At 73.9% G+C, this 1365-nt stretch carries 2 protein-coding genes; both read right to left on the reverse strand.

The window, feature by feature from the left end; genetic code table 11:
- Window positions 1–411: Zn-ribbon domain-containing OB-fold protein (locus MJ783_RS23220; RefSeq protein WP_239314013.1), on the reverse strand; the 411-nt coding region annotated here is incomplete at its 3' end.
- Window positions 412–424: 13 nt separating this feature from the next.
- A partial coding sequence (locus tag MJ783_RS23225; RefSeq protein ID WP_239314018.1) for a dihydrolipoamide acetyltransferase family protein occupies window positions 425–1365 on the reverse strand: 941 nt, incomplete at its 5' end.

The raw sequence follows: 1365 nt of genomic DNA on the forward strand, positions 1-1365 counted from the left end.
GGGCTCGAACGCGTAGGTGACCTCGCCGGCAGTGCCGGTCTGGACGAGCGTGAGCCGTACCCGGACCCCGATGTCAAGCGCGGCCGGATCCCCGGCCAGCAGGGATTCGACAAGCACGTCACCGAGATCCACATAGCCGACCGCGTACGGCCGGAATCCGTCCGGCGGTGGGGTGTACGGCGGCTTGGGTTCAAAGCCCTGGCTGGTCAGCGTCCAGATCGTGCCATGGCCGGGCAGCGCGACCGGTGCCATGGCCGGTCCGTCCGCCGAGCAGCGGGGGCAGGCCGCGGCCACCGGGAAGACCGTCGTCGCGCAGTTCCCGCACCTGCCGCCGGCAAGGCGCGGCGGGTCGAGCGACGCGAACAGCGCCGGGTCGATGGGGACACCACGCGGCGTCACCGTGGAGGCCATCGGAGTACCCGGCTCATGTGGCCAGCAACCGCAGCGGACGGGCGAGCAGCGCCGTGACCGCGCGCAGGTACTCGGCGGCGGGCGCGCCGTCGACGGCGCGGTGGTCGAAGGTGAGGCTGAGCGTCAGCACGGACGTCCGCCGCGGTGTGTCGCCCTCCCAGCGGACCCCGTCGCGGACCCGCCCGGCCCCGAGGATGGCCACGTTCGGCGGATTGATCACAGGTGTGAAGAAGTCCACGCCGTAGCCGCCCAGCGACGTCACCGTGAAGGTCGCGCCCGCCAGATCCGCCGTGGTGAGCCGGCCGTCGCGGGCGGCGCCAGCCAGCCGCCTTGTCTCGGCCGCGAGGCCGAGCAGCCCACGGTCGGCCGCGTCCCGCACGACCGGCACCACGAGCCCGTCGGGTACCGCGACCGCCGTCCCGATATGGATCTCGGCAAGCAGGTGGATACCGTCGTCACGGATGGTGGCGTTGAGCATCGGATGATCGCGCAGGGCCAGCGCCGCGGCCCGGATGACGAAGTCGTTCAGGGACGGCACCCGCGGCGTGGAACCGGCAGCGGCACCGGCGCCCCCCAAACCGGTCCACTCCCGTTTGAGCTGGGCACGCAGGGCGACCAGATCGGTGACGTCGGCTTCGTAACCGTGGGTGAGCTGCGCCATCTCCTGCAGGCTGGCGCGCATGGTGCGGGCGATCGCGCCGCGCATCCCGGTCAGCGCCACGACCTGGCCTGGCCGGGGTCTGGGCGGCGACCGGCGCGCGGGCGGCGGCGGTAATGCGCGATCGCGTGTGTCGGCGGCGGCCGCGAGGTCCACGTCCGCCCGGCGGATGCGTCCGCCCGCTCCGGTGCCGGCCACTGTGGCGAGGTCGACGCCGAGGGTCTCGGCGTGCCGGCGCACCAGCGGCGCCGGTGGCGGCGGGGTGGCAGTTGGCGGGATGGCCACTGGCGGGATGG

Origin of the sequence: Protofrankia sp. Cj3 (genome assembly GCF_917627355.1) — a bacterium.
Taxonomy (GTDB): Bacteria; Actinomycetota; Actinomycetes; order Frankiales; family Frankiaceae; genus Protofrankia.